A 26,336-nucleotide genomic window follows, 5' to 3' on the forward strand; every position below is an offset into this window, starting at 1 on the left:
CAATGGCGCGGCGGTGCCGGGCGGTCAAGCTGGTCGATAGATCTTCTCCGCCGTATTCCAGAAGATATCCGCCTCGGCTGCCGCACCATGCTTCGCTACAGCCTCCCGGTGCGCCTTGATCAGCTCGGCGTGGCTGGTCCACAACTTCTCGATCGGGAAGTTGGAGCCGAACATCAGGTGATCCGCGCCCAATATCTCGATCGCGTTGTCGACGATATAGGCGATCAGCGCCGGGTCGTTGCGGTGGACGAAGGTGCCGAGGCCGGACAGTTTGGCGTAGAAATTCGGCGCCGCCGACAGCGTGCGCAGGCCGGCCTTCCAGGCTTCGGTGGTTTCCGCGTCAATGCCGGTCAGCATGCCGGCATGGGTGAGAATGAAATTGATTTCGGGGTTCTCGCCGACCAGCGTCAGCCCGTCCTTCATCTGGGCAGGAAAGAGCTGCAAATCGAAGGACAGGCCATAATCCTTCAGCCGCGCCACATTGGCCCGCACCTTCGGGTCGATCACCTGATCGGCTGAGGCGGCGAAGCGGAAGGCCGGCGTCTCGTGCCAATGCAGTTGCATGCGCACACCGCGCAGCAGCGGATATTTTTTCAAGCGGTCGATCTGGGGCCTGACATCGTCCACCGTCATGTCGGTGTAGCCGACGATGGCGTGCGGCCAGCCGGTCTCGTCAGCCGTTTTCTGCAGGAAGGCGACTTCCCTCTCGAAATCCTCCTTCGCCCAGTTGGTCTGGACATAGACCGCCTTCTCGACGCCCGAACCTTGCTGGTCGGCGAGAAACTCCTCGATCGGATAGTCGCGGCGGATCGGCTCGTAGGGGCCGAAGATGCGCGGCACCATCGGCCCGACCAGCCAGGGCTGGTCCTGCTGGCGCCAGATGTGGAAATGCGCGTCGATGGCCTTCTGCATCACGATACCCTTTTCCAGATTGTCTCGGCCGCCGGGGCGGAGCGAGCGAGCGACAGGATGAAATCGGTGAGGCTGTTCACCGACGAGCCGTCGACCAGATCGTCGAGGTCTGGCAGGATGGCGCGAAGTGCCGCCGTTGCCGGCTGGAAGCGCGGGTCGCCGGCCAAAGGTGTCGCCAATGACAGCCGAAAGGCGCGGGCGCTCAGCCGGCGCATCGCGGTCTCCAGTTCGGCATGGTCGCCGCGCTCCAGCGCATCCGAGAGGATAACGATCGCTGCACCGCGCGCGAAGGCGGAGAAACGCGGCACTGAAAGGAAGGCGAGCAGCGTCGGACCCATGCGGGTGCCGCCGTCCCAGTCATCGACCTGGGCGGCCGCGCGCGCCAGCGCCTGCTCGCGGTCGCGGATGCGCAACGCCGTGGTGATGCGGGTCAGCCGCGTGCCGAAGGTGAAGATCTCGGCGCGGTCCGCGCCTTGCACGGCGGCATGCGCGAGCTTCAAGTAATCCGACGTGTGCAGTTTCATCGAGCCCGAAACGTCGATCAGGATCAGCAGCTTGCGCGGCACGGTCTGGCGGCGGCGCAACAAGGGCGAGGGAACATCGCCGTCGGCGCTGACGATTTCCCTGAGCGAGCGGCGCAGGTCGAGCTTGCCACGCGAAGGAGTGCGCACCGTGCGGAAGGAGCGGCGCGCGGGCAAGGCGCTCGACAGTTGGCGGCGAAAGACGGTCAGCCTGTCGTTGTCGCGCAGGAAGTCGCGGCGGCTCAACTGCTCCAGTGCTGAGGAAAGCTCACCGCCTTCCTGTCGCTGCTCGGCCTCGATCCGCTCGTCGTCGGCGCCGCCATCGTCCTTGATGCGGATTTCCTCCTCGGCGTCGCGTTCCGCCACGGCTGATGTGTTGCCGTAAAAATGGCTCTGGAAATGCGCCTCGAATTCGTCGCGTCGGTCGGGCGGCGGTGCCAGTGTGGCAAGGGCTGCTTCACGGATATCGGCCATCGAGAGGGGGCCAAGCAAGGTTACCGCCTGCATGAAGCTGGAGACTTGTTCGGGGGCGATGGCGAAACCGTAGCGGCGCAGCAGCCGGCCGAAGCCGAGGAAGGGTGCGGCGGCACTGGGCAAGCTTTTCCGCCGCCGTTCGCGCTGCCCCTCATCCGCCCCTTCGGGGCACCTTCTCCCCGTGAACGGGGAGAAGGGATTGTCAAGGTCGCGGCTCACGCCAGCGCCTCCTCGACGATGCGGCCAAGCTCCGGCGCGATGTAGGAGAGGTCTTCCTCGTCCTTGATCAGCACGCCGATGGCGCGGCGGAAGGCTTCCGGCCACGGGCTGCCGCCTTTTTCAAGAATGGTCGCCGCATTTGCCCATTCGACCGCCTCGGCGATGCCAGGAGGCTTGGCCAGCGGGCGGGCGCGGATGGTCTGCACGGCCGCCGCGACCGCGCGTGCGGTGCCTTCAGCTACATCGCCGGCGCGCAACATGATGATGGCTGCCTCGCGTTCGGCGTCGGGGTAGCCGATCCAGTGATAGACGCAGCGGCGGCGCAGCGCCTCGGCAAGTTCGCGGGTGCGGTTGGAGGTCAGGATGACGATCGGCTGTGCCTCGGCGCGGATGGTGCCGCGCTCGGGAATGCTGATCTGGAAGTCGGAGAGGAACTCCAGCAGCAGCGCTTCGAATTCATGGTCCGAGCGGTCGATCTCGTCGACCAGCAACACGCGCTGCTGCGGCGCCTTCAATACCTGCAGCAGCGGACGGGCAATCAGGAAGCGGTCGTCATAGATGTCGATCTCGTGCTCGCCGGCATGGCGGATGGCGAGCAGTTGGCGCTGATAGTTCCATTCGTAGAGCGCATGCGCGGCGTCGATGCCTTCGTAGCATTGCAGCCGCACCAGATCGCGACCGAGCAGTTCGGCGATCGCCTTGGCCGCTTCCGTCTTGCCGACGCCTGGCGCGCCTTCGAGCAGCAGCGGCTTGCCGAGCCGGATCGCGAGAAAGATCGCGGTGGCCAGGCTGTCATCAGCGAGATAGCGCGAGGCGGCAAGATGCTGCGCCACCGACTCCGGCGAGGTCGCGACAGTCTCGGTGTTCACCTCGGGCATTTCGGCACTCAGTTCGCTTGTGCCTTCAACGCCCGCAAAATGCGCTCCGGCGTGATCGGCAGCGTGTCGATGCGCACACCGACGGCGTCGAAGACGGCATTGGCGACCGCCGGTATTTGCGGGTTGGCGCACATCTCGCCCGGCCCCTTGGCGCCATACGGTCCGTCCGCCGACGGTCGCTCCAGCACGATGATTTCGGTCTCGGCGAGGTCGCCGGGACCAGGCATCAGATACTGGTTGAAGTCGGTGCCGCCATGGTCGCGGTTGGGATAATAGGGCTCGGTCGTCTCGTAGAGTGCATGGCTGATGCCCATCCAGGAGCCGCCGACCAGTTGCTGCTCGACCATTTTCGGGTTCAGCGCGCGGCCGATCTCGAAGACGTTCTTCACGGTGAGCACCGTCACTTCGCCGGTCTCGTCGTCGACCTCCACCTCGGCCACCGTGCAGGCATGCGCGTAGCAGGTCGAGGGCTTCATCGCGCCGGTCTCTTTCTCCGGATAGGAGCGTGGAATCAAAAACATGCCGCGGCCGGAGATCGAACGGCCGCGCTTGAAATGCGCCGACAGTGCGACATCGAAGATCGAAATCGACTTCTGCGGTGCGCCCTTGACCAGTATGTTGCCTTGGCCGTCCGTTTCGAGATCCGAGGCATTCACCTCCAGTTCCTCGGCCGCCACTTCCAGCATCACCTGGCGCGCTTCCTTGGCGGCCTGGATCACGGCATTGCCGGCGCGGTGGGTGCCGCGCGAGGCGAAGGTGCCCATGCAGTGCGGGCCGGTGTCGGTGTCGGCGGTGTCGACGACGACACGGTCGGTCGGCACGCCGATCGTTTCGGCGCAGATCTGCGCCATGATCTGCTTCATGCCCTGGCCGAGATCGACCGACGACAGCGTGACCATGAAATTGCCGGTCGGTGTCGAATGCACCAGCGCCTGCGTCGGGTCGCCGCCGAGGTTCATGCCCGTAGGATAGTTGATCGCGGCGACGCCGCGTCCGCGCCTGATCGCCATCTCAAGCTCCGTTCTTGTAGGAGGACATCGCCATGTATTTCTCAGCCACCGGCCAGTTTGCGGCGCGCGAGGCTTCCTGCATGCATTCGATGAGTGCCGCACCCTCCGTCGGCTGGCGATGCGCCTTCATGTCGCCGTCGCGATAGGCGTTGATGAAACGGAATTCGAGCGGGTCCATTCCGATCAGCCGCGCCAGCTTGTCCATCTGCACCTCCAGCGCGAAGTCGCCGATGGTGACGCCGAAGCCGCGCATGGCCGACGACGGCGTGCGGTTGGTGTAGACGCAGTAGGTATCGATCCAGACATTGGGGATGGTGTAGGGGCCGGGATAATGCCCGGCGCCCTTCTGCGCGCCATAGGGCGAGTGTCGCGAGTAGGCGCCGGCATCGGTGTAGCCGGTGACTTTCCGGGCAACGATGCGGCCGTCCATCATGATGCCGTCCTTGATGACGACTTTTTCGGCCGCGCGGGGCGAGGAGATCTGCATCTCCTCCTCACGACTGTAGACAAAACAGACCGGTCGCCCGGTTAATTTTGCGCCGAGGATGGCGATCGGCTCGACGATGACATCGACCTTGCCGCCGAAACCGCCGCCGACCGTGCCGCCGACGAAATGCAGCTTGCTGCCCGGCATCTGCAGGATGATCGATGTGTTGTCGAGGGTGAAGAACATCGCCTGCGTGTTGGTATGGCAGGTGAAGCGGTCATTGCCTTCGGGCGCCACCACGCAGCCGGTGGTCTCGGTCGGCGCGTGCTCGATGGGCGAGGATTGGTAGCTCTGTTCCAGCACGTGATCGGCCTGAGCAAAGCCCGCCTCGACATCGCCGAAACGCACCTTGCGGCACGCGCCGCTGTCATAGAGGTAATAGTTCTGGCCGTGATATTCGTTGACGATGGGCGCGCCTGGCTTCAGCGCTTCCTCCATGTCGAAGACGGCGGGCAGCACCTCATAGTCGACCTTGACCTTGGCGGCGGCTTCCTGGGCGGCGCGCTCGGTTTCGGCCAGCACCGCCACGACGGCCTCGCCCCTCCAGCGCACCTTGCCGTCGGCCAGCACCGTCTCGTCCTCCGGCCCGATCTGGATCAGGATCAGAATGGTGTAGAGATTGTGCGGCACATCCTTGGCCGTCAGCACCTTGACGACGCCCGGATGCTTCTCCGCCTCGGAGGTGTCGATCGAGCGGATGCGGGCATGATGGTGCGGGCTGCGCACCATCTTCAGGTGCAGCATGCCGGGGAAATTACGGTCGGCGAAAAAGGCGGTCTTGCCGGTGACGTGGCCGGGCGAATCCGAACGTGGCCGGGGCTGGCCGATCTCATGCAGACCGTCCTTGCGGACGTCGGCGAAGTAGTTCTTGCGCAGTTCCATTCCTTGGTCCCTCAGGCCGCGTTCTGCGAATTGGCGCGGGCGGCGGCGAGCACCGCCTGGATGATCGGCTCGTAGCCGGTGCAACGGCAGATGTTCCCGGACAGCGCCTCGACGACGTCCTCGCGGCTGGGATTGGGGGTGTGGTCGAGCAGCACCTTGGCGGCCATGATCATGCCCGGCGTGCAGAAGCCGCATTGCGTGGCGAATGTGTCGAGGAAAGCTCGTTGCAGCGGATGCAGCACGCCGCCTTCGGCAAGGCCCGATGTGGTGGTGATCATTGCACCGTTGCAGGTCTCGGCCAGCGTCAGGCAGGAGAGCCTCAACTCGCCGTCGATGATGACGGAGCAGGCGCCGCACGTGCCCTGGTGGCAGCCGCCCTTCGGCGAGGTGTCGCCGATCTTGTCGCGCAAGGCGTTGAGCAGCGTCGTGCCGCTGTCGATGAATTCGGCCTTTTCAGACCCATTGAGCGTGAATTGAACCGGGACCTTCGCCATTCTTCCTCCTTGCGCGCCTGCCCCGAGGAGCAAGCGCGCCCCCCAAGTGTGATTAGCTGAGCAGCAGCCGGCCGAGATGGACCGGCAGGACCTCGGCGCGATACCAGGCGCTGGCGATCGGATCGGTGATGGGCGAAGTGCCGTCGCCCGCCGCTGCCAGCGCCGGTGCGATGCCATCCGGGTCGAGCGTCCTACCGAGTAGCGCTTTTTCCGCTGCCTTGGCACGCATCGGCCGATCGGCCATGCAGCCGAGCGCGATCCGCGCCGAGGACACGGTCCCGCCTCCAGCCTGTTCCAGAACGATCGCGATGCTCAGCACCGAGACCCCCTTGGGCTTGACCCGCGACACTTTGAGGAAGCGGAAGCTGCCGGCCTTCGTGAAACTGACCGACGTGACGATGGCGCGGCCATCGTCTCGCCCGGCCAGGAAGGTCTCGATGGGTGTTTCTCCGTCATCGGTGCCGAACGTTGCATCGAGTGCCAGCAGGGCGACGGCGAAATCGCCATAGGGCGCCGGCGCGAACAGATTGCCGCCGACGGTCGCCATATTGCGGATCGCCGGGCCGCCGACGGCGCGGGCGGCCTTGGCAAGGGCACCGAGTTCGGGATGGCGGGCGATCTCCGCCATGGTCACCGAGGCGCCGACGCGGACCTTGCCGCCGCGGACCTCGATGGCCGACAGGGCCGGATCGGTCGACCTGACAAGGCCGGAGACCGAGACGTCGCCTTCATTGGCCGCGCGGACGACAAGTGTACCCCCGCCGAGATAGCGCGTGCCGGCCAACTTCAGCGCGGCATTCGCGTCCTTTACCGTTGCAAAAGTCTGCAGCGCCAGCGCCATGGCCCGCTCCTTCAGTTCTGACTGGCGAAATGGCTCTTCAACGCATTGAAGCCGCCTTGAAAAACATTGGTTCCCATGCCCTCGGCCAGCTTGTCCGCTTCCTCGGGGGCCGCGTCGAAGCTGGCGGTCCACTCGGCATAGGTGCGGTCGCCATCGGTGACGCGCCTGAGCTGCAGAGTCGCCTTGTGGTTGGTGAGCGGCTGCGGCGTTTCCAGGATGGAATAGCTGACCAGGAAATCGTCATCGGAGAAGTCGAGCAGTTTTTCGCGCAAGCGGGCGCCGCTGGCGAGCTGGAAGTTGCGCACGCAGCCGATCGTGCTTGCATGCTTGCCGTCCTCGATATGGCTCTCGACCATGCGTGGGTGCCAGCCCGGCAGGCCGTTGAAGTCGCGTATGCGTGCCCAGACCTTTTCGACCGGCGCGTCGATGACGCTGGAGATGGTGACTTTCGCCATGAAATGTTCCCTTCCGAATGATCGTTGCGGCAAGGGTAGGGCGCTTGATTGGGCAGCGCTTATCAATGCGTCTCGAGCGTGTATCAACCAGTCTGAAAAACAGACGGCCGCCCGGTCAGGCCGTCGCCCGCGCGGCCTCGCGGTAGAGCGTCGGCGGCACGCCGACATGATCGCGGAAGAAGCGCGAGAAATTACCCTGCGTGGTGAATCCGAGGTTGCAGGCGACCGAGATGAGCGGCTCCCGCGACCATTGCAACTGCCGCACCGCTTCCTCCATGCGCAGCGTGTTCCAGTAGACGTTGGGCGTCAGACTGGTCTGTTCCTTGAACAGAGCGAAGAAATGCGGCCTGGACAGGCCAACGGCGCGGGCGACATCGTCGAACGAGATGCGCTCGCAGACATTGGCCTTCATCAGCTGGATCGCCTTGCGGACGCGGAAATCCTGCATCGTGTTTATGCGGCCGCGCGCCTCCCGCGGCGCCGAGGCGTCGGCGGCGTCGAGCACCGAGTCGATGAAGCGCTCGATCTCGTAATTGGCGATATCGTCGACGCTTTCATTGTCGGTGAGATGGTCGAGCAGGCTGGCGGCGGCCTGGTGCAGCCATGGCTCGAGCGCGATCGCCGCCTGTGAGAATAGCGGGGCGCTGGACGGCAGGTCGCGGCGCCGGCGCGCCCAGTCCGGGTCGATGTAGAAGGCCAGGAACAGGCCCGGCCTGCCGTCCTGGGACAGGACGTGGCTGTGCGGCTGCAGCGAGTTGATGCCGGCGGCGATGCCCGGGCCGAGGCGGACCGTCTCACGGCCTATGGTCATTTCGCCGGCGGTGCCTTCGAGCCAGATGATCAGATGTGCCTCGACATGGGCATGGGTGACGAAGTCGCTCGCGACATTCAGGACAGAAACATGTCCGAACCGGCCCCAGTAGAGCCTGATCGCTTCCGTCATGGGTATATCCTCCCGCAAGCGACTGGCCTCCCTTCGCCTGCAGGGGGATTGTGCGGCTGGTTTTCGGTATCCGTCAAGGCATCGGCTGTTGGCCAGTACCAATGGCGGTCGGCTTCAGCCGATTTTCAGACTGAGCGATAGCAACGAGAACGAATAGCGCTCCGACGACGCGCTCTCAGTCGCTGCGCCTGAAATTGCGGATTCGGTCGAACAGAACCGCCAGCAAGATGGCACCGCCGATGAAGGTGCCTTGCCAGAAGGCGTTGATGCCAAGCAGGCCGAGGCTGTTGCGGATCACCTCGATGAGGGCAGCACCAACGATGGCGCCAAAGGCGGTGCCGATACCGCCGGCGAGGTTGGCGCCGCCGATGACGGTGGCGGCTATCACCTGCAGTTCCATGCCGTTGCCGAGATTGGTGGTGACGGCGCCGAGCCAGCCTGTCTCGATGATGCCGGCAATGCCGGCTGACAGCGCCGAGATCATGTAGACGGCGACCTTGATCTGGCGCACCGGGACGCCGGTCAGCGTCGCCGCGTGCTCGTTGCCGCCAATAGCGAAGATATGGCGGCCGAACTTTGTCCAGCGCAGGATGAAACCGGTGATCAGGGCCAGCAGGATCATGTAGAGCACCGGATTGGCGATGCCGAACAGCCAGGCGCCTCCGCCGAGCGCCAGAAGCTTGTCGTGGTCCGGCCCGAACTGGAAGACGACGGTGTTGTTGGAGGCGACCATGGCAAGGCTGCGGGCGATCGACAGCATGCCGAGCGTGACCACGAAGGGCGGAAAGCCCAGATAGGCGATAAAAACGCCATTGAAGGCGCCGATGACGAGCGCGGTGGCGATCGAGGCCAGAATGCCGATCTCGATCGAAAAGCCGGCATGCATGGTGACGGCCAGCACCATCGAGCACAGGCACAGTACCGAGCCGACCGACAGGTCGATGCCGCCGGTGATGATGACGAAGGTCATGCCGAGCGCGACGATGGCGACGAAGGTGATGTTGCGGGTGATGTTGTAGAGGTTCTTCGAGGTGGCGAAGGCGTCGGTGGCGAAGGACAGGAAAATACAGGCTAGGATGACGGCGATCACCACCCAGAAGGTCTGGCTGGAGAACAGGCGCGACAGGAAGCTGTGCTGCTTCTGCGCGATCGTCTGGTCAAGGGTGACTGCCATTATAGACCTTTCCTGCGCTGCCCACGCGCGGTGAAATCCGGGTTCGCCATTCTCATGCCACCTGCTCGATAGCGCCGGTGATCAGCCCGGTAACCTCCTCGGGCGAACTCAACGCGATCGCCTTGTCGGCGACCTTCCTGCCGCGCCGCATGACGATGACGCGGTCGGCGACGTCGAAGACGTCGGGCATGCGGTGGCTGATCAGTACAACGGCGATGCCCTGGTCGCGCAGATGACGGATGAGGTTCAACACTTCGGCGACCTGCCGCACCGAGATTGCCGCCGTCGGCTCGTCCATCAGCACGATCTTGGCCTGCGACAGCATGGTACGGGCGATCGCCACCGCCTGACGCTGGCCGCCCGACATCTGCTTGACGAGGTCGCGCGGGCGGGTCTCGGATTTCAACTCGGCGAAGATCTGGCCGGCGCGCTTGTACATCGAGGCATAGTCGAGGATGCGGAACGGGCCGACACCGCGGCGCAGTTCGCGGCCGAGATAGACATTGGCCGCCGCCGTCAGATTGTTGCAGAGCGCCAGGTCCTGGTGGACGATCTCGATGCCGTGCTGGCGCGCCTCGACCGGCTTGTGCAGGATCAGTTCCTTGTCGTCCATCCGCATCGTGCCATGGCTCGGCCGGAAATTGCCAGCTATCATCTTGACCAGCGTCGACTTGCCGGCGCCATTGTCGCCCATCAGGCCGACGACCTGGCCCGGTTCGATCGACAGCGACACGTCGTTGACAGCCTGGATGGCGCCAAAATGCTTCGAGATGTTGGTGAGTTCGAGAACCGCCACCAGTCTTTGCCTCCCATGTTTGGCTCATCCGCCCGCGGACAGGCGACGGCTTCCATTGGCTTTTCCCCAGCTCCTCCCGGGGACAGCGATGCCGTCATTTACGCGAACGGCGTCGCGGGCGTCAATTGTCGAACAGGCAATTGTCAGACGAATAGTGCCGTGCTGTTTTTGAAAAATCCGTTTTGTAGGACAAATAGCATTGACGTTGGCGGCAAGCCGATATTAGTTGAGCGTCGGAGGAAGACGTGCCGGCTTTGACGACGCCATCGGCGACGCCACCGGCACAAAGGTTTTGGCGATCTTGCCAGTGTCGTTGCCGGGCTGGTCGCATCTGAAAATGCTTATCGGCCTGGCCGGATTGAATGAGCGCACGCGTCTCAGTCATCTCGCATCTGGCTGGTTTGTGTGGCGGGCACGCCGTGTCCGTCTGTTTCCAAGGGAGGACTGACATGAGGAAAACAGTATTGCTCGCCGCCGTCGCCGCCATGGCGTTGGGCGCCGGGCCGGCTTTGGCCAAGAAGCAGCTCGTCATCGTGGTGAAAGGTCTCGACAATCCATTCTTCGAAGCCATTCACCAGGGCTGCGAAAAATGGAACAAGGAAAACGCCAGCTCGGAATATGAATGCTTCTACACCGGCCCGGCCTCGACTTCCGACGAGGCCGGCGAGGCGCAGATCGTGCAGGATATGCTGAGCAAGGCCGACACGGTGGCGATGGCGATCTCGCCGTCCAACGCACCGCTGATCGCGCAGACGATCAAGAGCGCCAATCCGTCGATCCCGATCATGACCGTCGACGCCGACCTCGCCAAGGAAGACGCGGCGCTGCGCAAGACCTATCTCGGCACCGACAACTATCTGATGGGCAAGAAGATCGGCGAGTACATCAAGAAGGCCAAGCCGAATGGTGGCACGATCTGCACCATCGAGGGCAATCCCGCGGCGGACAACATCCTGCGTCGCGCGCAAGGCATGCGCGACGCGCTGACTGGCAAGGAAGGCCTCAAGGCACTTGCCGGCGAAGGCGGCTGGACGGAAGTCGCCGGCTGCCCGGTGTTCACCAATGACGACGGCGCCAAGGGCGTTCAGGCGATGACCGACATCCTCGCCGCCAATCCCAAGCTCGACGCGTTCGGCATCATGGGCGGCTGGCCGCTGTTCGGCGCGCCGCAGCCCTATCGCGACCTAGTCGGACCGCTGAAGGACCGGCTGGCCAAGAACGACTTCGTCATCGGCGCCGCCGACACGATCGGCGACGAGGTGGCGATCGCCAGGGATGGCCTTGTCACCGCGTTGGTCGGCCAGCGGCCCTTCGAAATGGGCTACAAGGCGCCATCGGTGATGATCGATCTCATCAAGGGCAACAAGGTCGCGGATCCGGTGTTCACCGGTCTCGACGAATGCACCAAGGACACGGTCGACACCTGCATCCAGAAGTAGGCCGCGATTTCGGGGCGCTCGCCAACGAGCGCCCCGTTTCCTCCAATTCTTCAACAGGACGCCTTGGTTGGGGCAACGGGCTCCGGCTTTGACGCGTCCGTGGTTTGGATTTTCGGCAACGGATCGGTGCGCCGCGCGGGTTTAGATCAATGCGGGTGACGGGCGGCCGACCTATTGGAACGTGGATGCCGGACGAGAAGGCAAAAAGAAAAGCCGGCCGGGCCAAGGCGCAAGCCGGTCGCGACCCAGCAGCCGTGCGTAGGGCGGAAGCGGCGCACTTTGCCGGTTCCAGCGTCCATGCCTCGCTCGCCAGCGAGATTGGCCTCAGGATCGTGCGCGGCGACTATCCGCCTGGCAGCATCCTGCCCAACGAAGCCAAATGGGCCGAAACCTTCAATGTCAGCCGTTCGGCGGTGCGCGAGGCAATCAAGATGCTGATGGCCAAGAGCCTTTTGGCGTCGCGTCCCAAGATCGGCAGCTGGGTCGAGCCCAAGGAGCGCTGGAACCTGCTCGACCGCGACGTGCTGGCTTGGTACGCGACCGCTCCGGATCGCGAGGCGTTTCTGCGCACGGTTCAGGAGTTCCGCCACATCATCGAACCGGAGGCATCCGCCTTCGCCGCCATGCGGCGCAGCGACGAGCAGATGGCCGAGATCAGCCTGGCTTGCCGCGAGATGGGCGAGGCGGCCAACCTGCCCGAGCGCATCCGTGCCGACACGCGCTTTCACCTGGCCATCCTGCGGGCCTCGGGCAACGACCTTCTGGTGCCGCTCGGCGTGCTGATCGAATCGGCGCTCGACCATCTCTTCGTCTTCACCACGCGCCAGGTCGGCGATCAGCGGCGGGCACAGAAACTGCACGAGGCGATCGAAAAGAGCATCCGCCTGCAGCGGCCAGCCGCGGCGCGTAGCGCCGTGCACAAGCTGCTCGCCGACACCGATGAGGGGATCGGAAGGGGCCGGCGGTAAGGGCCCGCCGGCGGTTCGGGTCTCAGATCGTCTGCTTCTTGCCATCCTTCATCGGCATCAGATCGACACCATTCACTTTGGCGATGTGCGTGGCCAGCATCGGCACGAACTGCTCGGCCGGACCGGTTGCGTGGGCGCCGGCGAAGGAGTTCTTGGTGGCGTTGCCGAGCGGGTTGGCGATGCCGGCCGCACCCGCCATCGATTCCAGATAGGTCAGGTCCTTGAAGGCGTTGGCGATGGTGAATTTGTGGGCGTCGCGATCACCTTCCAGCGTCCAGCGCATGAAGGTCTGGTAGAAGCCGCAATCCATGCGGCCATTGCGGATGACGCTGTCGAAGCGCGGCGGCGAGATGCCGACCTTCTCCGCCAGTGCCAATGCCTCGGAATAGATCGCGGCATAACCCAGCGAGATGAAATTGTTGAGCAGCTTCATGCGGTGGCCATCGCCGGTGTCGCCGATATGGACGATGCGGCCGGCCCAGGTGTCGATCACCGGCTTGACCCTGGCGAAGACGGCGTCGGGCGCGCCGACCATGGCGTCGAGCGTGCCTTCCCAGGCTTCCTTCGGGGTGCGGCTGAGCGGCGCGTCGACATAATCGATGCCAAGCGCGTTGAGTTCTGCCGCGAGCGACACCGTCGAGACCGGATCGGAGGTCGAGCAGTCGACGACGACCGAACCGTTCTTCAAACCCTCCTTGAGCCCGCCGGTGCCGCGAATGATGGCCTCGACCTCGCGCGAGCCGGTGACGCAAATGAAGATGATATCGGATGCCGCCGCCACGTCGCGGGAGGTCGACGCCTCATGAGCGCCCCGGCCGAGAAGATCCTCCGCCGGTTTGCGGTTCTTGCGGCCGAGAAATGTCAGGGAATACCCCTTGTCGACGATGTTCTTGGCGATGCCGTGACCCATCAGGCCAAGGCCGACAAAGCCGATCTTCTCGCTGCTGGCGGTCGTGTTCATGCTGTCTGTCCTGTCTGTGATTATCGATAATGTCGCCGCCGTTTTAGCCATATACGGTTGCAGAAAGCAATATTGTCTGACAATACACGTCAATCCTAGGACTTTCGTGGAGACCAGAATGACGAAGCGGATCATGTTCACCGGCGGCAGCGGCAAGGCTGGGCGCCACGTCGTGCAATATCTGGTGGAGCAGGGTTGCCAGGTGCTCAACATCGACACCAGGCCGCTCGACAATCCTAAGGTGCGCACGCTGATCACCGACATCACCGACAGCGGCCAGGTGTTCAACGCGCTGTCGAGCTATATGGGGCTGCACGAATTCGATCCGTCGCTGCGGCCGCAGCAGGTCGACGCCGTGGTGCATTTCGCCGCCATTCCACGCATCATGATCACGCCCGACAACGAGGTGTTCCGCATCAATGCGATGGGCACCTACAATGTCATCGAGGCCGCGGTGAAGCTCGGCATCCGCAAGGTGATCATCGCTTCCAGCGAGACGACCTACGGCCTGGTGTTCGCCAACGAGCCGCGCGACCCCACGCATTTCCCGCTCGACGAGGAGTATGACGTCGATCCGATGGACAGCTATGCGCTGTCCAAGATCGTCAACGAGAAGACGGCGCGCGCTTTCGCGCAGCGTAATGGCACGGACATCTATGCCTTGCGCATCGGCAATGTCATCGAGCCGCACGAGTATTCGCTGTTTCCGAAATGGTTCGCCGATCCGGGCTTTCGCAAACGGATCGCCTGGAGCTACATCGACGCGCGCGACCTTGGCCAGATCACGCAGCGCGCCATTGAGAAAGATGGGCTGGGCTACCAGGCGTTCAACGCCGCCAATGACGACACCTCGTCCGATCTGCCGACGGCCGAACTCCTGAAGCGGTTTTATCCCGGCGTGCCGGTCAAGGGCGAACTCGGCGAATACGAGACGCTGCTGTCGAACCGCAAGGCGCGCGACATGCTCGGCTTCCGGCCCGAGCATAGCTGGCGCAAATACGTCAAGACCGCCTGAGCGTGGTCGAATCGCGGCTGGGTTGTGCATAGAAGCCGGCTTTGCGGCCCAACGCCCGCACCGCGCTTGACAGCTTCCGTAAACCGGCCTTTCTGGAGCCCATGCGGGACGCGAGACCGAACAAGGAAAAATCGCCCAAAAAGGCTGTAGCTGTCGAGCGCCCGGTCGGTGTTCGCCGGCCCGACGCGGCGCGCATTCCCGGCTCCAGCGTGCATACGTCGCTGGCGAGCGAGATTGGTCTGCGGATCGTGCGCGGCGACTATCCGCCCGGCACCATCCTGCCCAATGAAGCCAAATGGTCGGAGACCTTCAGCGTCAGCCGGTCGGCGGTGCGCGAGGCGATCAAGATGCTGATGGCCAAGAGCCTGTTGGCATCGCGCCCCAAGATCGGCAGCTGGGTCGAACCGAAGGAACGTTGGAACCTGCTCGACCGCGATGTGCTTGCCTGGTACGCGACGTCGCCCGACCGCGAGGTGTTCCTGAGGACGGTGCAGGAATTTCGCCACATCATCGAGCCGGAAGCGACGGCCTTCGCCGCCATGCGCCGGACCGACGAGCAGATGGCCGAGATCAGCCAAGCCTGCCGCGAGATGGGCGAGGCGAAAAGTCTGCAGGAACGGACCCGCGCCGACACCCGCTTCCACCTCGCCATCCTGCGTGCCTCCGGCAACGACCTACTGGTCCCGCTCGGCGTGCTGATCGAATCCGCCTTCGATCATTTGTTCACCTACACGACCCGGGAACTCGACGATTTGCAGCTCGCCCAGAAGATGCATGAGGCAATCGAAAAGAATATCCGCCTGCAACGGCCCGATGCGGCGCGCAATGCCGTGCGCAAGCTGCTGGCCAATACCGACAACGTCATCCGTTCGCGGTAGGATTCACCGATAAGCCATTCGGCACGCGGGTGTTTCCGTCTTGCAGGCCGTCGAAGCAATTCAGGCCGGCACCGCCAAAAAATTCGAGAGCTAGTGTCGGATCGGCTGAGTGGCACCCGTCCTTGGGGTGTCGAACGGGAAACCAGCAAGGAGAATTTGACATGCCCAGCACCGTACGTCTGCACCGCGTTCTGACCACCAGCCCGGAGAAGGTCTACCGCGCGTTCCTCGAGGCCGATGCGCTTGCCAAATGGCTTCCGCCGAACGGCTTCACCTGCACGGTTCATCACTTCGAGGGCAAGGTCGGCGGCACGTTCAAAATGTCGTTCCGCAATTTTACCACCGGCGACAGCCACTCGTTCGGCGGTGAGTATGTCGAGCTCGTTGCGGGCGAACTCCTGCGCTACACCGACAGGTTCGACGATCCCAACCTGCCCGGCGAGATCAAGGTGACGGTGACGTTGAAGAAAGTGTCCGTGGGCACCGAAGTGAACATCACCCAGGCCGGCATCCCGGACGTCATTCCCGCGGAAGCCTGCTATCTCGGCTGGCAGGAATCGCTACGGAACCTGGCCAAGCTCGTCGAACCCGAGATCAACCAATAGGACGCCGACCGGCTGGACAACCGGCACGTTCCTCACCTCGTTTTGAAGGGCTGAAGAAACAGCTTGAGGAGCCATTGGCGGGCGAGGGTGGCTAATCCTCCTTTGGACGCCCGAATGCGGCGCGCAGTTCGTCCTTGGCGTCCTCGAGGATCTTCTTGCGCGCCGCGGGCAGGTTTTTTCCGGCCCTGTTGATGTAGAAATTCAGCATCGACATGGCGGACTGGAAGGGCTCGGCCTTGCGGCGGTGGCTGTGTTCGGCCGAACGCTTGAGCGAGGCGGCGATCTTCTTGGCGTCGTCGGATTCGAAGACGTGCTCCTCGAGATCCATCGCATCGCTGTGCTCGGTCACCTCGGCCGACCATTTCTGCTTGGTGGCGGTCATGGCTGGACTCCTTTGCGGTGTTGCTGATCGGAAACTCCAGATATCGGCGTCGGTTCCCGCATTCGTATCGGCCTGGAGTCACGGATTTGCCTGCTGTGGTGCTGCCGTGCGCCGAGATTGCGTCGATAATGGTCAAAACAGCAGCGGTTGAGACCGCCGACAGGAAACGCCTTTGACGCGAACCGACTTGAGCCGGCCCGGTCCCGGTATCGACAGTTCCTACGCCTGGATGCGCCTTGCAATCTCGATGCTGCTGGCGACGATCGGCGCGGTCGGCATGTGGGCCGTCGTCGTGGTGCTGCCGGCGGTGCAGGCCGAGTTCGGCGTCGACCGCGCCGCGGCATCCATGCCCTACACTGCGACCATGGTGGGCTTCGCCGCCGGCAATGTGCTGGTCGGCCGCGCCATCGACCGCATGGGCTATTGGATCCCGGCGCTGTTCTCCTCGATCGCGCTCTCCGCCGGTCTCGTGCTCGCCGCGCTGTCGACATCGATCCTGCAATTCACCCTTGCCCAGGGGGTGCTGATCGGTGTCGGCACATCGGTGATCTTCGGGCCGCTGATCGCCGATATCTCGCACTGGTTCAATCGCCGCCGCGGCGTCGCCGTCACGGCGGCGGCGGCCGGCAACTACCTTGCCGGAGCGATCTGGCCCACGATCATGCCGACGCTGATCAAGGCGGAAGGCTGGCGCTTCACCTATGCGGGCATCGGCGTCTTCTGCCTCGTCACCATGGTGCCGCTTGTGCTGTTGCTGCGTCGCGGCGCTCCGGAGGCAGCGGTGGCCGGCTCGCCCGGAAGCCGGACTGTGCAGCCGATTCCAATGTCGCCGGCGGCTATGCAGGTCCTACTGGTCGTCGCGGGACTGGGCTGCTGCGTGGCGATGTCGATGCCGCAAGTGCACATCGTCGCCTACTGCATGGATCTTGGCTACGGCATCGCGCATGGCGCCGACATGCTGTCCATCATGATGGCGGCAGGAGTCGTCAGCCGGCTTGCGTCCGGCTTTGTCGCCGACCGCATCGGCGGCGTCAAAACCTTGCTTATCGGCTCCGTGCTGCAATGCCTGTCGTTGCTGTTCTATATCCCGTTCGACGGGCTCGCCTCGCTCTATGTCGTGTCGCTGGTCTTCGGTCTGTCGCAGGGCGGTATCGTGCCTTGCTATGCGATCATCGTGCGCGAATATCTGCCCGCAAAGGAGGCCGGCCAGCGCATCGGCATCGTGATGATGGCGACGATTTTCGGCATGGCGATCGGCGGCTGGATGTCGGGCTGGATCTACGACCTGACCGGCTCCTACGCCGCCGCGTTCCTGAACGGCATCGCCTGGAATCTGTTGAACATACTGGCGATCGGGTTGTTCATGTGGAAGGCGAGGCACAGAGCTGTCGCGGCCGCCTAAGGCGAAGGTCTGGCACAGCCACTCGGTGGCTCGGCTTGACAACAGGCAGTCACTGCGCGACGCCAAGGCGGATGGGTGCGGCAACAGGCCGGTGAGATGGCGACAGCTGGAAAGATCGCATTGGGCGCGCGGTTCGATGGCCATGCGCATGGGCCAAGGCCTTGATCAAGCCGCGCTCGCGCCGGGGCGGTGGCCGCCCAACCCTATCGGATGTGGCACACAAGGCCGGCGTCGGCGCCATCACCGTTTCCCGCGCGCTGCGCGAGCCGGAACGCGTTTCCAAGGAGTTGCGCCGCCAGATCATGGCCGCCGTCGAAGAGCTTGGCTATGTGCCGGATCCCAACGCACGCGCATTGGCCTCGGCGCGCGCCGAGGTGTTCGGTGTGCTGGTGCCCTCGCTGACCAACAATGTCTTCGCGGAGGTGGTGCGCGGCATTTATGACAGCCTGTCGGACAGCCCGTTCCGCATCCAGCTCGGCAACACGCATTATTCCGGGCTGGAGGAGGAGCGTCTGCTGCAGCTGTTTGGCTCCCAGCGGCCGGCAGCGCTGATCGTCGCCGGCATCGACCAGACGCCCACCTCGCGAAAACTGTTGGAGAATGCCGGTTGCCCGGTGGTCCAGGTGATGGAGACCGGGCCCGATCCCGTGGACATGATGGTCGGCTTTTCGCATCTCGACGGCGGCAGGACGGCGACCGAGCACCTGATCGAGGCGGGGTATCGCCGGATCGGTTTCATCGGTGCGCGCATGGACCCGCGCTCGCAGCGGCGCCTTGCTGGTTACCGGGTGGCGATGGAGAAGGCCGGGCTGCTGGACCCGCGCCTGATTACCACCACGCCGGTGCTTTCCAGCGTGTCGCTTGGCCGCGAACTGTTCCGCGATGCCCTTGCCAAGATGCCGACGCTCGACGGCGTGTTCTGCAACAACGACGACATCGCGCTCGGTGTGCTGTTCGAATGCCATCGCGCTTCGATCGACGTGCCGAAGACCATCGGCATTGTCGGCTTCAACGATCTCGACATGATGCAGGTGGCTTTTCCCTCGATCACCAGTGTCCGCACCCATCGCTACGAAATCGGCAGGCGCGCGGTGGCCATGGCGCTGGCGGCAATTGGCGGCAACAGGCCAGAGCAGCGGGTCGTAGACCTCGGTTTCGAGCTGAAGCAGCGCGAGAGCACGGCACGTTGAAACATTTTAGAACCTGCTGAAATCAGCCTTTACAGACATTCTTGGTAGCGCTACCATTCGGGCCAGCGCGAAGTCGAACCGCTGTTTATTATACATAAGCGACAGCATTTTCCTTGTTTATTATTGATAATATGATACTTTCGGCGCTGCTTAAGGAAGCAACAAAGGAGGGATCAGGCCGGCGCTGGCCACCTGACATGCATGGCGAGCCAGGGTAGGAGGTGCTTGGGCGAACGTCATTGTACTGCAGCTAAACAAACAAGTCAGAACTGCAACTGGGAGGAATATCGATGATCAAGTCACTCGTTGGTGGCATCGTTGCCGCCACTGCATTCGTCATGTTGAGCTCAGCGGCGATGGCCGCAGGCCCAGAAATCGTCAAGGGGCCGGCAGCCGAGCCGGGCTGCTTCGCCCCATGGGCAGCCGATACGCAATTCTTCAAGTTCCCCAAGAAGGCCGGCCCATATCGCATTGCGCTCGCCAACGGCTATATCGCCAACACCTGGCGTATCCAGATGGTGCAGACCGCCAAGGCCTATGCCGCACAGCCGGATGTCGCCAAGAAGTTGAAGGAATTCAAGGTTGTCTCGACCGGTGAGGACGTTCCGGCGCAGATCTCCGCGATCAACAATTTCATCGACTCCGGCTTCGACGCGATCGTCGTCAATGCGCAGAATCCGACCGCCTTCGGGCCAGTCATCAAGCGCGCCAGGGAGGCCGGGGTCGTGCTGGTCGCGTTCGACAACATTCTCGACACCAAGGATGCCATCAACGTCAATGTCGACCAGAAGGGCCTTGGCGCATTGTGGGGCAAGTGGTTGGTCTCACATGTTCCGAACGGCGGAAAGGTGCTCGAAGTGCGCGGCGTCGCCGGCACTTCCGTCGACACGGACCGTCATGCCGGCATCCACGAGGTGCTCGACGGCTCGGGCAAGAAATGGGAAGTCACCGAGGTGGTCGGCAAATGGGACGACGGCGTTGCCCAGAAAGCTACGGCGGACGCGATTGCCACCAACGGACCCTTCGACGGCATCACCGGGCAGGGCGGCGACACCGGCATCGTGCAGGCGATGATGGATGCCAAGCATCCATTCGTTCCGTTCGGCGGCGAGACGGAGAACGGTTTTCGCAAGTTCTGCGCCGCACATGCCGGCGACGGCTTGAAGTGCTCTTCCGCCGGCACCGGCCCCGCCCAGGTGGCCGTGGCAATCAAGACGGCAATCGCGGCCCTCGAAGGCAATGTCGTGCCGCAATCGGTGAAGCTGCCGCTGGCCATCGTGGAGGATCCGAACTTCAAGGCAGGCCAGGATTTCTTCCCCGACCAGTCCGACAATTTCTTCGTCGGCAACTCCTTCCCGACCTGCGGCATCAATTTCAGTGCCCAGGAAATCATGGGCCAGACCAAGGAAAACCAGTAGGCTCACTGCTATCGCTGGCGCCGCGGGTTAACCCGCGGCGCCAGCCCCGAAATCCCATGATTGCCCCGGGGAGGGTTGATGGACGGTGCGGCTCCACTCTTTCGCATGGAAGGCATTTCCAAGCGCTATGGCGGCGTGCGGGCGCTGGAGAAGGCCGAGCTGACGGTTTCCACCGGTAGCATCCACGCCATCCTCGGTGAAAACGGCGCCGGCAAGTCGACATTGATCAAGGTCATGGCAGGTGTCGTGGCGCCCGACGAAGGCCGCATGATGCTGGATGGGCGCGAAGTGACCTTCGCTTCGCCCGGTGCGGCAAACAAGGCCGGCATCGTCTGCATCTTCCAGGAATTGTCGCTGATCCCCGAACTCAGCGTCGCCGACAATATCGTCATTTCGGATCCGCCCAAACGCTTCGGCATGATCGATCGCAAGGCGCAGCGCCACATCGCCGACGACGCGCTTGCCCGCGCGGGCGCCGCCGACATCCATCCGCTGGCGCTGGTCAAGGACCTGCCGCTGTCGCGCCGGCAGATGGTGGAGATCGCCAAGGCGCTGGCGCGCAAACCACGCATTCTCATCCTCGACGAGGCGACGTCGGCGCTGACGGCAGCGGATGTCGCGAAGATCTTCGGCGTGCTGAAGCGGCTGCGCTCGGAAGGGCTGGCGCTGCTCTACATCTCGCACCGCATGAACGAGATCGCCGAACTGGCCGACCATTGCACGGTGTTCCGCAATGGCCGCAATGTCGCCAGCTACAAGGCCGGCTCGAAGAGCGACAACGAGGTGGTCGAGCTGATGATCGGCCGCGAGTACAGCCATATTTTTCCGCCCAAGCCGCCGGCGGCACCGGCCAGCGCCGCCCCCAGGCTCGAGGCGCGCAAATTGTCCTGGGCCGACCGGCTGGATAACATCTCGCTGACGGTCAGGGCAGGCGAGGTGGTCGGCCTCGGCGGGCTCGATGGCCAGGGCCAGCGCGAATTGCTGCTTGCTTTCTTCGGTGTGCTGCGTGGCCTCTCCGGCGAAGTGCTGATCGACGGCAAGCCGGCGACGATCACCAGCCCGGCGGCGGCCCGCGAGGACGGCATCGGCATGGCGCTCATCCCGGAAGACCGCAAGACCGAAGGCCTGATGCTGCCGATGACGGTGCGCGAAAACCTGTCCTTCGCCGCACTCGACCGGCTGTCCAAAGGCGGCATTATCGACCGCGCCGCCGAACAGCGGCTGATCGACGACATGGTCGGCCTTCTGGCGATCAAGACGGCGGGCCTCGATATTCCGGTTGGCGCGCTGTCGGGCGGCAACCAGCAGAAAGTGGTCATAGCCAAATGGCTGATGCGCCAGCCGCGCATCATCCTGCTCAACGATCCGACGCGCGGCATCGATGTCGGCACCAAGCAGGAAATCTATCAGCTGATGCGCAAGCTGGCGGACGCGGGCGCGGCGATCCTGTTCTATTCGACCGACTATGATGAGCTGATCGGCTGCTGCGACCGGGTGCTGGTTCTCTATGACGGCGCGGTCAAACGCGAACTGGTCGGCGCCGAGATCACCGAAAGGGCGCTGATATCGAGCGCGCTTAACATCCATGGCGAGGAGAGCCCGGTGGGCCTGGGAGCGGAAGCGTGAAGGATTGGCGTTACTGGCTGGCCGAGCAGCGTGGAACATTGCTGGCGCTCGGCATCTTCATCGTCATGTTCGTCATCTACACCTCGAACCATCCGGCGGGCTTCACCGCCAATGTCGTGCAGACGGCGGCGAACAAGGGCGTGCTGCTTGCCTTCGTCGCTATGGCGCAGACGCTGGTCGTGATCACCTCCGGCATCGACCTGTCCGTCGGCATGATATTCCTGCTCACCAACTGTCTGGCCTCCTGGCTGGTGGTGGGCACGCCGATGCAGACGACGCTCGGCGTCGTCGCCGTGCTGGTGGCGGGACTTTTGTGCGGCGCGATCAACGGCGCCATCGTGATCTATGGAAGGCTGCAGCCGATCGTCGCGACCATCGCCACCGGCGCGGTCTACTACGGCATCGGCCTTTTGCTGCGGCCCTTTCCGGGCGGCTCGGTCAACGAGGATCTGGCCGATGCTATGACAGGACGTCTGTTCGACCTGGTGCCGGCAAGCCTGGTCGTGCTGCTGGCGGTCGTTCTGCTGATCTGGGTACCGTTCAGCCGCTCTGTACTCGGCCGCGCCGCCTACGCGGCCGGCTCTTCGGAAACGGCTGCCTATATGTCGGGCGTGCCGATAAGGCGCGGCAAGTTCTCCGCTTACACGCTTGCGGGGCTGCTGGCCGCTATCGGCGGACTGTTCCTGACGTTTTTCACCTATACGGGGGAGGCCGCCTATGCCAGCGGCAACGCCTATACGCTGTTCTCGATCGCGGCGGTCGTGCTGGGTGGTGTTTCGCTGTTCGGCGGCAAGGGCAGCGCCATCGGTGCCATCTTCGGCGCGCTGGCCTTCCGCACCATCGGCGACCTGTTGTTCGTCTTCGACTTCGATCCGCTCTGGCAGCCGCTGTTCCAGGGCGTTATCCTGCTGGTCGCCGTCAGCCTCGGCGCCTTCGCCCTGTTTCGGGTCCGCAACCGGCTGGAGTGGTTCCTGTGAGCGAGACGACCTTGGGCGGCATTGCCGGCCGCATGCCGAAATTCATCCGCCGCGCCGATCCGGCGGTGCTGACCGCCTTTGCCTGTATCGTGGTGCTGCTGTTGGTTGGCAGCCTCTATTCGCGCAGCTTCCTGTCGCCTGAATATCTCTTGCAGCAGCTCAAGGTGGCCTCGTTCCTCGGCGTCATCGCCACCGGCATGATGCTGGTCATCCTGCTCGGCCAGATCGACCTGTCGGTGCCGTGGTCGGTGGCGGCGGGTGCGATGATGGCCTGTGCGGCGGCCGCCTACGGCCTGGCAGGCGTGGCGCTGGCTATCCCGTTCGGCATCTTCTGCGGCGTGCTGATCGGTATCGTCAACGGCATCGGCGTCGCCTATCTGCGCATTCCCTCGATGATCATCACGCTCGCCACCAACGCCGTCGCGCAAGGGTTGATGGTGGTCTACACCGGCGGCTTCTCGCCGCAGGATTCGGCCACCGGCGCCATGCGCTACCTCGCCACCGGGTTCACCATTCCGGGCGTGCCCAATGCAGTCATCATCTGGGCGCTGATCGGGGCCGCGATGGTGTTCGTGCTGACCCGCAGCGGTTTTGGCCGTGCGGTCTATGGCATCGGCAACCGCGAGCGCGCCGCCTATCTCTCAGGCATCGACACAAGACGCGTGGTGATGATCGCCTTCGCTGTCTCCGGCGGGCTCTCCGCCTTTGGCGGCGTGCTGCTGGCGGGCTACGCCTCCAAGGCGGCGCAATCGATGGGTGACGCCTATCTGCTGCCGTCGATCGCGGCCGTCGTGCTCGGTGGCACCTCGATCCTGGGCGGGCGCGGCTCCTATCTCGGCACGGTCGCCGGCGTGATCCTGATCACACTGCTGCAATCCATCCTGTCGGTCATGCAGATGCCGGAGGCGGGACGGCAGATCATCTATGGCGTCGTCATCGTCGCCATGCTCCTTCTTTACGGCCGCGCGCCGGCAAGCCGCTGACAGTGGGCGAAGACGTAGCGCAGGCGCCGACGGGCGCTTCCGGTTTGGCGTCTTCGGCCATCGTGGTGATGGGCGTCGCCGGCTGCGGCAAGTCAGCCGTCGGTATCGCGCTGGCCGACGCGCTGGGTACCGTCTTCATCGAGGGTGACAGGCTGCATCCGCCGGAGAATGTGGCGCGTATGGCGCGTGGTGAACCGCTCACCGACCAGCTGCGCGAAGGCTGGCTCGACGCGATCGGCGAGCACATCGCGGTCTCTATCGGCAAAGGACAGGGCGTAGTTGCAGCCTGCTCGGCGCTGAAGCGCGGCTATCGCGAGCGCCTGCACGGCTTTTGCCCTGACATCACTTTCCTTTACCTGGAGATCGACCCGGCGATGGCAAGGCAGCGGGTCGCCAGCCGCAAGGGCCATTTCATGCCGGCAAGCCTGGTCGACAGCCAGTTCGCCATCCTGGAATCGCCGGGCCAAGATGAACGGGCATTGACGCTCGACGCGACGCGGCCGATCGGCGAACTCGTCGCCCAGGCAATGCGCTCGATGCGCCGGTCATGAGCCTTCCTCGAAACCAACACCGACGCCGCCCTGAGCCTCTGTCAACCGCTCATGGCGCGACCAGGACATCATCTGCTCGGGGCACAGCTTCAGCGCCTGCAGCAGGCGGTCGCGTTTCAGCAGGATGTAGTGTGCCTGCAGGGCCAGGTTCTTGGCTCCGTCCCTGGTTGTGTCCACGGCCGGGAGCGCCGGTGCCGCCGGTACCAGTTCGGGGCTCAAGACGGCGCGGTATTCCCGGAAGGGCACCACCTCGAAAGTCGACATGGCAAACAGGGCCGTCTTGCCTCGAGCGGCGAAATTCGCCGGTGCCGAGGCAAGGTGCGTCCAGCCGCTTTCGCCCAGGGCGGTTTCGGTGAAGGTCGAGCCGGCGTGGATGGTGTTGGTCATCATCACGACGCCGTTCTGCTTCAGCATCTTTTGAATGCGGATGGTGACCTGATAGGCATCGTCACGGTCGAAGGCGATCCGGCTTTTCAGGAACCGGTTCTCGACATGAACCATTGGCGGGTTGAGGAAGCGCTGGCCGAATGCCGTCTCGGACACGCCATGCGTGTTGACGCTGACCTGATGCGCTTCGATGCCGGCCTCGTATATGGCGCGCTTGCCGATTATCGTCTGGGCGGTGAATTGATCGCACCAGAGGATCGCGCCGTGGCCGCGTTGCAGGGCTGCCTGCAAGCCCTCGAGCCCTTCCAGCCGGACCTTCGGCGTCCAACGGCCGGCGACCAGATGCGCGGCAAGTTGCATGCGGCGGCGATGGCGCGCCGTGAGCAATGCCTCGAACAGCTTGCGTGTATCGACGCCATCGCCGAGCACCGCGCGCGTTGCGGCGGCATAGAAGCGGAAATCCTTGCGCATATGGCGCTTCAACCGAAACCTGGAAGCCCAATCGCAGATCGGCGCCCACCAGCGCACCGGCAGCGCTGCCGCAACCGCGAGGTAGAAGAGGGTAACCAGGCTTTCGCGAAGGTCCCTGGTGGAGAAGTGGCGGAGCCTGCCGGGATCAGCCAGCTTGCGGCTGAAAAAGCGCACGTCCTCGGCATATTCGGGGACAAAGACGTCGGCGATGATCTCGATGCGAAAGCTGGCTGCCGATGGCCGCTTGCGGGCGGCTTTTCGGGATTTCGTAAGCCTCGACAGCCTCATCCACCCGGCTCTAGATCTGGGATGTCAACTCGACCGGGAAATCGTCATTGTCGGCATCGCGCATGGCGGCGAGGCTACGGTTGTCCAGTACCTCGGCGATCGCCTGGCGCACTTCCAGCATCATGTGCCGGACCTGGCAGGTCGCCTCGTCGCAATCCTCGCAGCGCTGATACTGCGTGCGGCTGGCGCAAGGTATCGGCGCCAGCGGCCCGTCGAGCACGCGCACGACATGGCCGATCTTGATCTCGGAAGCGGGGCGGGCGAGACGATAGCCGCCTTCCTTGCCCTTGCGGCTCTGGACGAAGCCGGCGTTGCGCAATTCGCCCAGTATGGCGTCCAGGAATTTCTTCGGGATGTTGTTGGCGACGGCGATGTCGTTGACGAAGGCCAATTGGCCAAGCGGAAGACTGGATAGATGCACGAGGGCCTTCAGGCCGTATTTGCCTTTTTTCGTCAGCATGCCCGAGTCAACCCATTGAAGCCCCAACCACCCCGCATCTGGCGGTTGTTTGTGTGCAAATGATGACAACATTGCCTTCGCACACTGCCGTTTCGCGAAAACAAAGCCATTGGAGGGCAGGTTAGGCACAAACGCGTTGATTCTTTGTAACGTTTTGCACGAAGGGCGCCGAATTTGCCCTATCAGCTGCATAAACAAGGAAAGCCGGCCACCGGGCCGGCTTTCCTGATCTTTCTATCTGGACGCGGA

Annotated in this window: 28 protein-coding genes; 12 read left to right on the forward strand and 16 right to left on the reverse strand. The window is 63.7% G+C overall.

The genetic code is table 11. From position 1 onward, the window contains the following. Nucleotides 1-24 precede the first annotated feature (24 nt). From FJ970_RS14690 to FJ970_RS14745, 12 genes are all read right to left on the reverse strand, one after another. Nucleotides 25-912, reverse strand: a complete 888-nt coding sequence (locus tag FJ970_RS14690; protein ID WP_181178626.1) for an amidohydrolase family protein — start codon at nucleotides 910-912, stop codon at nucleotides 25-27. Continuing rightward, complete coding sequence (locus FJ970_RS14695; RefSeq protein ID WP_140759158.1) at nucleotides 912-2,030, reverse strand: vWA domain-containing protein; 1,119 nt, start codon at nucleotides 2,028-2,030, stop codon at nucleotides 912-914. Before FJ970_RS14695 ends, FJ970_RS14690 begins: the two co-directional genes overlap by 1 nt. A 92-nt stretch (nucleotides 2,031-2,122) precedes the next feature. After that, nucleotides 2,123-3,004, reverse strand: coding sequence for an AAA family ATPase (locus FJ970_RS14700; protein ID WP_140759119.1), 882 nt, complete (start codon nucleotides 3,002-3,004; stop codon nucleotides 2,123-2,125). Between the two features lie 8 nt (nucleotides 3,005-3,012). Continuing rightward, nucleotides 3,013-4,014 carry a xanthine dehydrogenase family protein molybdopterin-binding subunit gene (locus tag FJ970_RS33615; RefSeq protein ID WP_135919316.1) on the reverse strand — a complete coding sequence of 334 codons (1,002 nt, stop codon included), beginning with the start codon at nucleotides 4,012-4,014 and terminating at the stop codon, nucleotides 3,013-3,015. A 1-nt stretch (nucleotide 4,015) separates the two neighbouring features. Beyond that, a complete protein-coding gene (locus FJ970_RS33620) occupies nucleotides 4,016-5,383 on the reverse strand; it encodes a xanthine dehydrogenase family protein molybdopterin-binding subunit (protein WP_140759117.1) in 1,368 nt (455 codons plus the stop codon). A gap of 11 nt (nucleotides 5,384-5,394) precedes the next feature. Beyond that, entirely contained in the window at nucleotides 5,395-5,877 is a 483-nt protein-coding gene (locus tag FJ970_RS14715; RefSeq protein ID WP_140759115.1) for a (2Fe-2S)-binding protein, read from the reverse strand. A gap of 52 nt (nucleotides 5,878-5,929) precedes the next feature. Next, nucleotides 5,930-6,718, reverse strand: a complete 789-nt coding sequence (locus tag FJ970_RS14720) for an FAD binding domain-containing protein (protein WP_140759113.1) — start codon at nucleotides 6,716-6,718, stop codon at nucleotides 5,930-5,932. Nucleotides 6,719-6,729: 11 nt separating this feature from the next. Further along, a complete protein-coding gene (locus FJ970_RS14725; protein WP_140759111.1) occupies nucleotides 6,730-7,173 on the reverse strand; it encodes an SRPBCC family protein in 444 nt (147 codons plus the stop codon). 115 nt (nucleotides 7,174-7,288) lie between these two features. Further along, entirely contained in the window at nucleotides 7,289-8,116 is an 828-nt protein-coding gene (locus tag FJ970_RS14730; RefSeq protein WP_140759109.1) for an AraC family transcriptional regulator, read from the reverse strand. Nucleotides 8,117-8,291: 175 nt separating this feature from the next. Beyond that, a complete protein-coding gene (locus FJ970_RS14735) occupies nucleotides 8,292-9,290 on the reverse strand; it encodes an ABC transporter permease (RefSeq protein WP_140759107.1) in 999 nt (332 codons plus the stop codon). Nucleotides 9,291-9,342: 52 nt separating this feature from the next. Continuing rightward, on the reverse strand, nucleotides 9,343-10,086 hold the full coding sequence (locus FJ970_RS14740) for an ATP-binding cassette domain-containing protein (protein ID WP_140759106.1): 744 nt from the start codon (nucleotides 10,084-10,086) through the stop codon (nucleotides 9,343-9,345). A 121-nt stretch (nucleotides 10,087-10,207) separates the two neighbouring features. Next, the gene (locus FJ970_RS14745; RefSeq protein WP_140759104.1) at nucleotides 10,208-10,471 is read right to left on the reverse strand and encodes a hypothetical protein; all 264 of its coding nucleotides are present in this window, start codon (nucleotides 10,469-10,471) and stop codon (nucleotides 10,208-10,210) included. Nucleotides 10,472-10,535: 64 nt separating this feature from the next. Here FJ970_RS14745 and FJ970_RS14750 point away from each other — a divergent pair, with 64 nt between their 5' ends. Together FJ970_RS14750 and FJ970_RS14755 are read left to right on the forward strand one after the other, a co-directional pair. Further along, nucleotides 10,536-11,525 (forward strand): sugar-binding protein, encoded by a 990-nt coding sequence (locus tag FJ970_RS14750; RefSeq protein WP_140759102.1) that lies wholly within the window; start codon nucleotides 10,536-10,538, stop codon nucleotides 11,523-11,525. Between the two features lie 185 nt (nucleotides 11,526-11,710). Next, nucleotides 11,711-12,493 (forward strand): FadR/GntR family transcriptional regulator, encoded by a 783-nt coding sequence (locus FJ970_RS14755; protein WP_140759100.1) that lies wholly within the window; start codon nucleotides 11,711-11,713, stop codon nucleotides 12,491-12,493. Nucleotides 12,494-12,515: 22 nt separating this feature from the next. Here the strand turns inward: FJ970_RS14755 and FJ970_RS14760 are convergent, their stop codons facing one another. Further along, nucleotides 12,516-13,454, reverse strand: coding sequence for an NAD(P)-dependent oxidoreductase (locus FJ970_RS14760; protein ID WP_140759098.1), 939 nt, complete (start codon nucleotides 13,452-13,454; stop codon nucleotides 12,516-12,518). Nucleotides 13,455-13,572: 118 nt separating this feature from the next. Between FJ970_RS14760 and FJ970_RS14765 the strand changes: the two genes are divergently transcribed. The 3 genes from FJ970_RS14765 (at nucleotide 13,573) to FJ970_RS14775 (ending at nucleotide 15,952) form a co-directional block, all read left to right on the forward strand. Continuing rightward, nucleotides 13,573-14,469, forward strand: a complete 897-nt coding sequence (locus FJ970_RS14765) for an NAD-dependent epimerase/dehydratase family protein (RefSeq protein WP_140759096.1) — start codon at nucleotides 13,573-13,575, stop codon at nucleotides 14,467-14,469. Nucleotides 14,470-14,570: 101 nt separating this feature from the next. Next, nucleotides 14,571-15,347 carry a FadR/GntR family transcriptional regulator gene (locus FJ970_RS14770; RefSeq protein WP_140759094.1) on the forward strand — a complete coding sequence of 259 codons (777 nt, stop codon included), beginning with the start codon at nucleotides 14,571-14,573 and terminating at the stop codon, nucleotides 15,345-15,347. A gap of 161 nt (nucleotides 15,348-15,508) precedes the next feature. Then, complete coding sequence (locus tag FJ970_RS14775) at nucleotides 15,509-15,952, forward strand: SRPBCC family protein (RefSeq protein ID WP_140759092.1); 444 nt, start codon at nucleotides 15,509-15,511, stop codon at nucleotides 15,950-15,952. A 91-nt stretch (nucleotides 15,953-16,043) separates the two neighbouring features. Here FJ970_RS14775 and FJ970_RS14780 read toward each other — a convergent pair whose 3' ends face one another. After that, a complete protein-coding gene (locus FJ970_RS14780) occupies nucleotides 16,044-16,334 on the reverse strand; it encodes a DUF3175 domain-containing protein (RefSeq protein ID WP_140759090.1) in 291 nt (96 codons plus the stop codon). Nucleotides 16,335-16,506: 172 nt separating this feature from the next. Between FJ970_RS14780 and FJ970_RS14785 the strand changes: the two genes are divergently transcribed. The 7 genes from FJ970_RS14785 (at nucleotide 16,507) to FJ970_RS14815 (ending at nucleotide 24,481) form a co-directional block, all read left to right on the forward strand. After that, entirely contained in the window at nucleotides 16,507-17,736 is a 1,230-nt protein-coding gene (locus FJ970_RS14785) for an MFS transporter (RefSeq protein ID WP_140759088.1), read from the forward strand. Between the two features lie 161 nt (nucleotides 17,737-17,897). Then, entirely contained in the window at nucleotides 17,898-18,926 is a 1,029-nt protein-coding gene (locus tag FJ970_RS14790; protein ID WP_140759086.1) for a LacI family DNA-binding transcriptional regulator, read from the forward strand. Nucleotides 18,927-19,216: 290 nt separating this feature from the next. Further along, nucleotides 19,217-20,344 carry a sugar ABC transporter substrate-binding protein gene (locus FJ970_RS14795; protein ID WP_140759084.1) on the forward strand — a complete coding sequence of 376 codons (1,128 nt, stop codon included), beginning with the start codon at nucleotides 19,217-19,219 and terminating at the stop codon, nucleotides 20,342-20,344. Nucleotides 20,345-20,422: 78 nt separating this feature from the next. Further along, nucleotides 20,423-21,970 carry a sugar ABC transporter ATP-binding protein gene (locus tag FJ970_RS14800; RefSeq protein ID WP_140759082.1) on the forward strand — a complete coding sequence of 516 codons (1,548 nt, stop codon included), beginning with the start codon at nucleotides 20,423-20,425 and terminating at the stop codon, nucleotides 21,968-21,970. Next, entirely contained in the window at nucleotides 21,967-22,947 is a 981-nt protein-coding gene (locus FJ970_RS14805) for an ABC transporter permease (RefSeq protein ID WP_140759081.1), read from the forward strand. The genes FJ970_RS14800 and FJ970_RS14805 overlap by 4 nt, the downstream gene beginning before the upstream one ends. After that, on the forward strand, nucleotides 22,944-23,930 hold the full coding sequence (locus FJ970_RS14810) for an ABC transporter permease (protein WP_140759079.1): 987 nt from the start codon (nucleotides 22,944-22,946) through the stop codon (nucleotides 23,928-23,930). The genes FJ970_RS14805 and FJ970_RS14810 overlap by 4 nt, the downstream gene beginning before the upstream one ends. Nucleotides 23,931-23,932: 2 nt before the next feature. Next, the gene (locus FJ970_RS14815; protein WP_140759077.1) at nucleotides 23,933-24,481 is read left to right on the forward strand and encodes a gluconokinase; all 549 of its coding nucleotides are present in this window, start codon (nucleotides 23,933-23,935) and stop codon (nucleotides 24,479-24,481) included. Here FJ970_RS14815 and FJ970_RS14820 read toward each other — a convergent pair. Beyond that, nucleotides 24,476-25,627 (reverse strand): hypothetical protein, encoded by a 1,152-nt coding sequence (locus FJ970_RS14820; RefSeq protein ID WP_140759075.1) that lies wholly within the window; start codon nucleotides 25,625-25,627, stop codon nucleotides 24,476-24,478. The two genes, FJ970_RS14815 and FJ970_RS14820, sit on opposite strands and share 6 nt — an antisense overlap. Before the next feature lie 10 nt (nucleotides 25,628-25,637). After that, nucleotides 25,638-26,087: an RrF2 family transcriptional regulator gene (locus tag FJ970_RS14825; protein ID WP_140759073.1), complete on the reverse strand. Its 450-nt coding sequence runs from the start codon at nucleotides 26,085-26,087 to the stop codon at nucleotides 25,638-25,640. Nucleotides 26,088-26,336: the final 249 nt, after the last annotated feature.

Origin of the sequence: Mesorhizobium sp. B2-1-8 (assembly GCF_006442545.2) — a bacterium.
Taxonomy (GTDB): domain Bacteria; phylum Pseudomonadota; class Alphaproteobacteria; order Rhizobiales; family Rhizobiaceae; genus Mesorhizobium.